At 73.4% G+C, this 6,010-nt stretch carries 6 protein-coding genes; 3 read left to right on the plus strand and 3 right to left on the minus strand.

The annotated features are described in order from the left end of the window. A complete protein-coding gene (locus tag GFJ45_RS04550) occupies positions 1-618 on the minus strand; it encodes a hypothetical protein (protein ID WP_153394609.1) in 618 nt (205 codons plus the stop codon). A gap of 289 nt (positions 619-907) precedes the next feature. Here GFJ45_RS04550 and wecB point away from each other — a divergent pair, with 289 nt between their 5' ends. The 3 genes from wecB (at position 908) to GFJ45_RS04565 (ending at position 3,790) form a co-directional block, all read left to right on the plus strand. Further along, entirely contained in the window at positions 908-1,975 is a 1,068-nt protein-coding gene (wecB, locus tag GFJ45_RS04555) for a non-hydrolyzing UDP-N-acetylglucosamine 2-epimerase (protein ID WP_228386486.1), read from the plus strand. Positions 1,976-2,072: 97 nt separating this feature from the next. Beyond that, positions 2,073-3,158 carry an S-(hydroxymethyl)mycothiol dehydrogenase gene (locus GFJ45_RS04560; protein ID WP_153394613.1) on the plus strand — a complete coding sequence of 362 codons (1,086 nt, stop codon included), beginning with the start codon at positions 2,073-2,075 and terminating at the stop codon, positions 3,156-3,158. Beyond that, positions 3,158-3,790, plus strand: a complete 633-nt coding sequence (locus GFJ45_RS04565; RefSeq protein ID WP_153394615.1) for an MBL fold metallo-hydrolase — start codon at positions 3,158-3,160, stop codon at positions 3,788-3,790. The genes GFJ45_RS04560 and GFJ45_RS04565 overlap by 1 nt, the downstream gene beginning before the upstream one ends. Here GFJ45_RS04565 and GFJ45_RS04570 read toward each other — a convergent pair. Both GFJ45_RS04570 and GFJ45_RS04575 read right to left on the minus strand, forming a co-directional pair. Beyond that, on the minus strand, positions 3,784-4,953 hold the full coding sequence (locus tag GFJ45_RS04570) for a glycosyltransferase (protein ID WP_153394617.1): 1,170 nt from the start codon (positions 4,951-4,953) through the stop codon (positions 3,784-3,786). The two genes, GFJ45_RS04565 and GFJ45_RS04570, sit on opposite strands and share 7 nt — an antisense overlap. Beyond that, positions 4,950-6,010: glycosyltransferase (locus tag GFJ45_RS04575; RefSeq protein WP_153394619.1), on the minus strand; the 1,061-nt coding region annotated here is incomplete at its 5' end. The genes GFJ45_RS04570 and GFJ45_RS04575, both read right to left, overlap by 4 nt.

Raw genomic sequence — 6,010 nt, forward strand, 5'->3', positions numbered from 1 at the left:
CTAGTCGTTGGGCCCGCGCCCATTCAGGATCGCACTGGCCTCCTTGCCGAGGACGGGATCGTCAGTCCACGACTCGACCACGGCTCGACCGGCCCCCGGGCTCATCCGGTTGCCGATTCGGTTCACCGGGCGCAGGAAGTAGATGCGCGTGTCGCCCAGATCTGTGTTCGCCAGGAGCGCGAGTAGATCCTCGTAGTGCCGTTTGACGGCGCAGTCGCTGAGCGCCGCGGCCAATCGGTCGCGAACCACCGGGCGTTCGGTCCGGAGATAGAGGTCCTTCAGCTCCCTCCACCGATCGCGGGCAGTCCTGTCATCGAGTCCTTGGCCGACTCCTTCAAGGACGCCGTCGGGGTAGTCCCGAGTTAGGTGGTTCAGCAGGATCGGGATGGCAACGGCCCGGGACTCAGGTCGCTTGCGGAGGTCCCACACCGTCGACACGTCGATCCCAGCGCCTGCGAGGTCCTCCACGACCGGCGCTTCCGTGGCCCGCAACTGTCGCACCCGTTCAGCCTCAAGGCGCTCGACCTTGGCGCGGTACTCCAAATCCTCCGCGAGGCGCCGCTCCATCTCAGCCTTCAGTTCCGTGGCAGTGACCGGACCGCGCGATGTCGGCCCCATGCTTGGACTGTAGTCGCGAACGAGGCGTGCGCGCTGTCATCGGCATGTCAGGACGTTGCCGGACGGCGCTCTGCCCTCCACGCCGTGCCTGTGCCCCTACCCCGTTCATCTGCCTTTGAGGTCAATGATGCGCACGAGGTGGCCGTTTCGAGTGCGGTCACGCCCAGTGCGCCACCGGCCAACACCGCAAGGCCTGCCTCCTCCGCTCGGGCACAGGCTGGTTTGCAGCCCATGCACCTGGCCCACGCCTGGCTACAGTGGCGACCAGTCCGAATGGGAGGAGTCAGCGGTGCAGCGTGTGCTGAGCGTGGTGGGAGCCCGGCCGCAGTTCGTCAAACTGGCGCCGGTAGCGGCTGAGGCGGCGCGGCGGGGCGTGGAGCACGTGATCGTGCACACCGGACAGCACTACGACCCAATGCTGTCGGACGTGTTCTTCGCCGATCTCGGCATCCCCGACCCGGACGTGCACCTGGAGGTCGGTAGCGGCGGGCACGGGGAGCAGACCGGGGCGATGCTGGCGCGGATGGACGGCGTGATCACCGACTACGACCCGGACTGGGTACTGGTCTACGGGGACACCAACTCCACGCTGGCGGGGGCGCTGTCGGCAGTGAAGCTGCACCGACGGGTCGCACACCTGGAGGCCGGGCTGCGCTCCTACAACCGGCGGATGCCCGAGGAGCACAACCGGGTGATGACTGACCACGCCGCCGACCTACTGCTGGCCCCGACCGAGGTCGCGATGGCGCACCTGGCCACCGAGGGGCTGGCCGAGCGGTCGGTGCTGGTCGGCGACGTGATGACCGACGTGCTGCTGAAGGTCCGCTCCGAGCTGGCCGACCCAGCCGCGGTGACCGCACGGCTGGGCCTGGTTCCCGGGGAGTACTCGGTCGCCACCATCCACCGCGCGGAGAACACCGACGACCCGCGCCGGCTGGCCGCGGTCGTGGCCGCGCTGCAGCGGGTGGACCACCCGGTGGTGTTGCTGGCCCACCCGCGGCTGCGGGCCCGTGCCGCCCAGCACGGGCTGGACCTGCACGGCGGCTCGTTGACCACGCGGGACCCGTTGGCCTACCCGGACCTGGTCGCGGCCGTCGACGCCGCCCGCGGGGTCGTGACGGACTCCGGCGGCCTGCAGAAGGAGGCCTTCCTGCTGCGGACCCCGTGCACCACGGTGCGCACCGAGACGGAATGGACCGAGACCGTCGAGCTGGGCTGGAACGTGCTGGTCGAGCCCGGGCCCGAACTGGCCGCCGCCGCCTCCCGAGACCAGCCGCCGGCCACCGACGCTGCCCCCTACGGCACCGGCGACGCCGCCGCCCGGACCCTCGACGCGCTGGCCGGCGTCTCCGGCTGACGCCCCTCCCCTGACCGGACGGCGGCCGCTACCGTGGCCCCATCCGGACGACCCACCGGTCCCGGAGGATCACAGGTCACCGACGCAAGGAGGGGCAGTGCCGAGCACCGTCACGGGCGTGGTCGCCCGCAGCAAGGGAGCCGAGGTCGAGCTCGTCGACGTCGTCGTGCCCGACCCAGGGCCCGGTGACGCCGTGGTCCGGGTGCAGGCGTGCGGCGTGTGCCACACCGACCTGCACTACCGCGAGGGCGGGATCAGCGACGACTACCCGTTCCTGCTCGGCCACGAGGCCGCCGGGACCGTCGAGGCGGTCGGCGAGGGCGTGACCGACGTGGCCCCCGGCGACTACGTGGTCCTGAACTGGCGCGCGGTCTGCGGGCAGTGCCGGGCCTGCCAGCGCGGCCAGCCCTGGTACTGCTTCGACACCGCCAACGCCAGCCAGCCGATGACGCTGGCCGACGGCACGCCGCTGAGCCCGGCGCTGGGCATCGGGGCGTTCGCCGAGAAGACACTGGTCGCGGCCGGCCAGTGCACCAAGGTCGACCCCGAGGCCCCCGCCACCGCGGCCGGGCTGCTGGGGTGCGGCGTCATGGCCGGCTTCGGCGCCGCGGTCAACACCGGCGGCGTCACCCGTGGCGACGCGGTCGCGGTGATCGGCTGCGGCGGGGTCGGCTGCGCCGCGGTCGCCGGGTCCTCCCTGGCCGGCGCCACGACGATCATCGGCGTCGACGTGGACGAGCGGAAGCTGGCGCAGGCCCGCCGCTTCGGCGCCACCCACACCATCAACTCCCGGGAGCAGGACCCGGTCGAGGCGATCCGGGAGCTCACCGGAGGCTTCGGCGCCGACGTCGTCGTCGAGGCGGTCGGTCGCCCGGAGACCTACGAGCAGGCGTTCTACGCCCGCGACCTGGCGGGCACCGTGGTGCTGGTCGGGGTGCCGACGCCGGACATGAGGATCGAGCTGCCGCTGCTCGACGTGTTCGGCCGCGGCGGCTCCCTGAAGTCCAGCTGGTACGGGGACTGCCTGCCCTCCCGGGACTTCCCGATGCTCATCGACCTGTACCGGCAGGGCCGCTTCGACCTGGACGGGTTCGTCACCGAGACCATCGGGATGGACCAGGTCGAGCAGGCCTTCGACAAGATGCACCGCGGCGACGTGCTGCGCTCGGTGGTGGTGCTCTGATGGCCGGCGAGCTGCGGATCGACCACGGCACGGCCGCGGGGACGTTCTCCCTGGACGGCGGCAGCTGGGAGGTCGAGAACAACATCTGGGTGCTGGGCGACGACGACCAGTGCGTGGTGATCGACGCCCCGCACGACGCCGCCGCGATCGGCGAGGTGGTCGGCCGGCGGGAGGTGCTGGCGATCCTGTGCACCCACGCCCACGACGACCACGTGCGGGTCGCGCCCGAGCTGCAGGCGGCGACCGACGCCCCTATCCTGCTGCACCCGCAGGAGCGGGTGCTGTGGGACCAGGTGCACGACCGGGCCCCGGACGAGGAGCTGGCCGACGGCCAGGTGCTGACCGTGGCCGGCACCGAGGTACGGGTGCTGCACACCCCCGGGCACTCCCCCGGCGCCTGCTGCTTCCACGTGCCCGCGCTCGACGTCGTCTTCACCGGCGACACCCTGTTCCAGGGCGGGCCCGGCGCGACGGGGCGCTCCTACAGCGACTTCCCCACGATCGTCGCCTCGATCACCGACCGGCTGCTGACGCTGCCCCCGGAGACCGTGGTGCACACCGGCCACGGCGACTCCACGACCATCGGCCAGGAGGCCCCGCACCGGCAGGAGTGGCTGGACCAGGGTCACTGACGGGGACGCGGGGCACCCGCGTCCTGCTCGGCCAGCCGCGCGACCGCCTCGGCCCACGCCTGCACCTGCCGCTCGGCCGACAGCTCGGCCGCGGCCGCGTGGCTGGCGGCCTTGGCGGCCGCTACCTGCTCCGGCGACAGCGCGTCGATGGTGGCGGCGAGCGCCTCGGCGCTGTGGTCCTCGGCGACGAAGCCCAGCCGGTGCCGCTCCACCACCGCCGCCATCTCCGGGCTGGGACCGACGGCAAGGGCGAGCCGGCCCTGCACGAAGTCGAACAGCTTGTTGGGCAGCGCGTACTCGTGGTTGAACGACACCGGCGGCAGCACGTAGACGCCGACATCGTGCTCGTTGAGCACCGAGGGCAGCTGGTCCGGCGGCACCGGGTCGTGGATCCGGACCCGCTGCGAGCCCTCGTAGCGGCCCTGCAGCTCGGTCAGGTACCCCGGGTCGTTGGCCACCAGGTACAGGTCGAGCGTGGCGGCGCGCCGGATGCGGGGCATCGCCGCCAGCACCGTCTCCAGCCGCCCCCGCATGGCGTTGCCGCTGTGCACCAGCCGCAGCGGGTGATGCACCGGCGTCGGCTCCAGGTCCGGCACGTGGTGGGGGGCGTTGATCACCACGCCGGCCTCGATGCCAAACTGCCGCTGGTACTCCTCGGCGATCCGGGGCCCCACCGTGGTGACCGAGTCGGCGCGCGCGACATGGGTGGCCACCAGCCACTCGTAGTAGGGGCCCACGAACCAGCGCCAGCGGCGCAGCTCCTCGTTCTGCCGGGGGTGGTACTCGTGCAGGTCGGCGTGCACGCCGCCGCGCGGGGCCAGCTCGAGCGCCAGCGGCACGGTGTCGGCGTCGTTGGCCAGCACCACGTCGAAGTCGCCCTCGTGCGCCGCCAGCAGCCGCCGGGCGGCCACCGTGACCGGGGCGGTGTCGAAGGCCGCCTGGTAGCGGCGCAGCACCAGCAGCCGCCGGTCCTTGGCCCAGGAGGAGACCCCGTCGGGCAGCCGCAGGTGGGCCGCGACCCCCGCCGGCGCCGGGCCGTAGCCGAGGGTGGTGACCTCGTAGTCGGGGGTGAGCAGCCGCAGCTGCCGCAGCACCCGCGCGTCGCCGGCCAGTGGGGAGTAGGCCATCACCAGCAGCCGCGGGCGGCCGCCCGCCCCGGTCATATCCGGTCTCCCCGGCGGCGCAGCACCCGGTCGTACAGGCCGACCAGGCGCCGCGCCTCCTGCTGCCAGGTCAGCCGGGCTGCCGCCGCGCGCGCGGCGGCGCGGAACGCCTCCGGCCGGGCGAGCACGTCGGCGATGGCCTCGGCCAGCTCGGCGGGCGTGGCGGCGTCGAACACCTCCCCCACCCCGTGCTCGCGCACGACGGCGGCGGTGTCCGGCAGGTCGGCCGCGACCACGGGCAGGCCGGCGTGGATCGACTCGAACAGCTTGTTGGGCAGCGAGTACCGGTAGGACAGGCAGACCGGCCGCACGAACACCACCGCGGCGTCGGCGTCGGCCAGCGTCGCGGGTACCTGCGCGGACGGGACCTTGCCGACCAGGTGGACCCGCTCGGCCAGGCCCAGCTCGGCCGCGCGGGCCTCGAACCGTGCGATGTAGGCGGGGTCGCCGTAGCCGAGCAGTACCAGCTGCACGTCGCCGGGCAGCAGCGTCAGCGCCTCGAGGGTCTCCTCCAGCCCGCGCCCGGTGGTGATGCCTCCGGTGTAGGCGACGACCTTGTGCTGGGCCCCCAGCCCCGCCAGCTCGCGCAGCCGGCCGCCCTCGGGCGGTGGCGGGTGGCCGTCGTAGCGGGGGATGTTGCGCACCAGCACCGGCTCCTCGGCCAGCCGGTAGCGGCGCCGCAACCAGCTGGCGATGGACGGCGAGACGGTGATCACCCCGGCGGCGCGCCGGACACCGACGTGCTCGGTGACCGCCTCGACCAATGGCGCCAGCCAGCGGTCCTGCCGGATGTTGCGGCGCAGCCACAGCTCGTGGGAGTCGTAGACGACGGCCGACCCGGCCAGCCGCTGCAGCAGCAGGGCCGGCGCCAGGGTGTTGGCGTCGTTGGCGTGGACGACGTCGGGTCGCCACCGGCGGGCCTCGGCGACGACGCCCGCCCAGAACCAGCCCAGCCGCGCCGCCTGGTAGAGCCGCATCCAGACGTCTGCGGCGACAGCCCGGACCCGCGCCGGCAGCCCGGAGGTAGCGGCCCCGGCCGGCGGACCCGCGGGGGCCG

Source organism: Ornithinicoccus halotolerans (assembly GCF_009602535.1).
Classification (GTDB): Bacteria; Actinomycetota; Actinomycetes; order Actinomycetales; family Dermatophilaceae; genus Ornithinicoccus; species Ornithinicoccus halotolerans.

Bases quoted from the DNA above. Each gene is read 5' to 3' on its own strand.
- GFJ45_RS04550 (WP_153394609.1), bottom strand. From the start codon at position 618: ATGGGGCCGACATCGCGCGGTCCGGTCACTGCCACGGAACTGAAGGCT.
- GFJ45_RS04570 (WP_153394617.1), bottom strand. From the start codon at position 4,953: ATGACCGGGGCGGGCGGCCGCCCGCGGCTGCTGGTGATGGCCTACTCC.
- GFJ45_RS04565 (WP_153394615.1), top strand. From the start codon at position 3,158: ATGGCCGGCGAGCTGCGGATCGACCACGGCACGGCCGCGGGGACGTTC.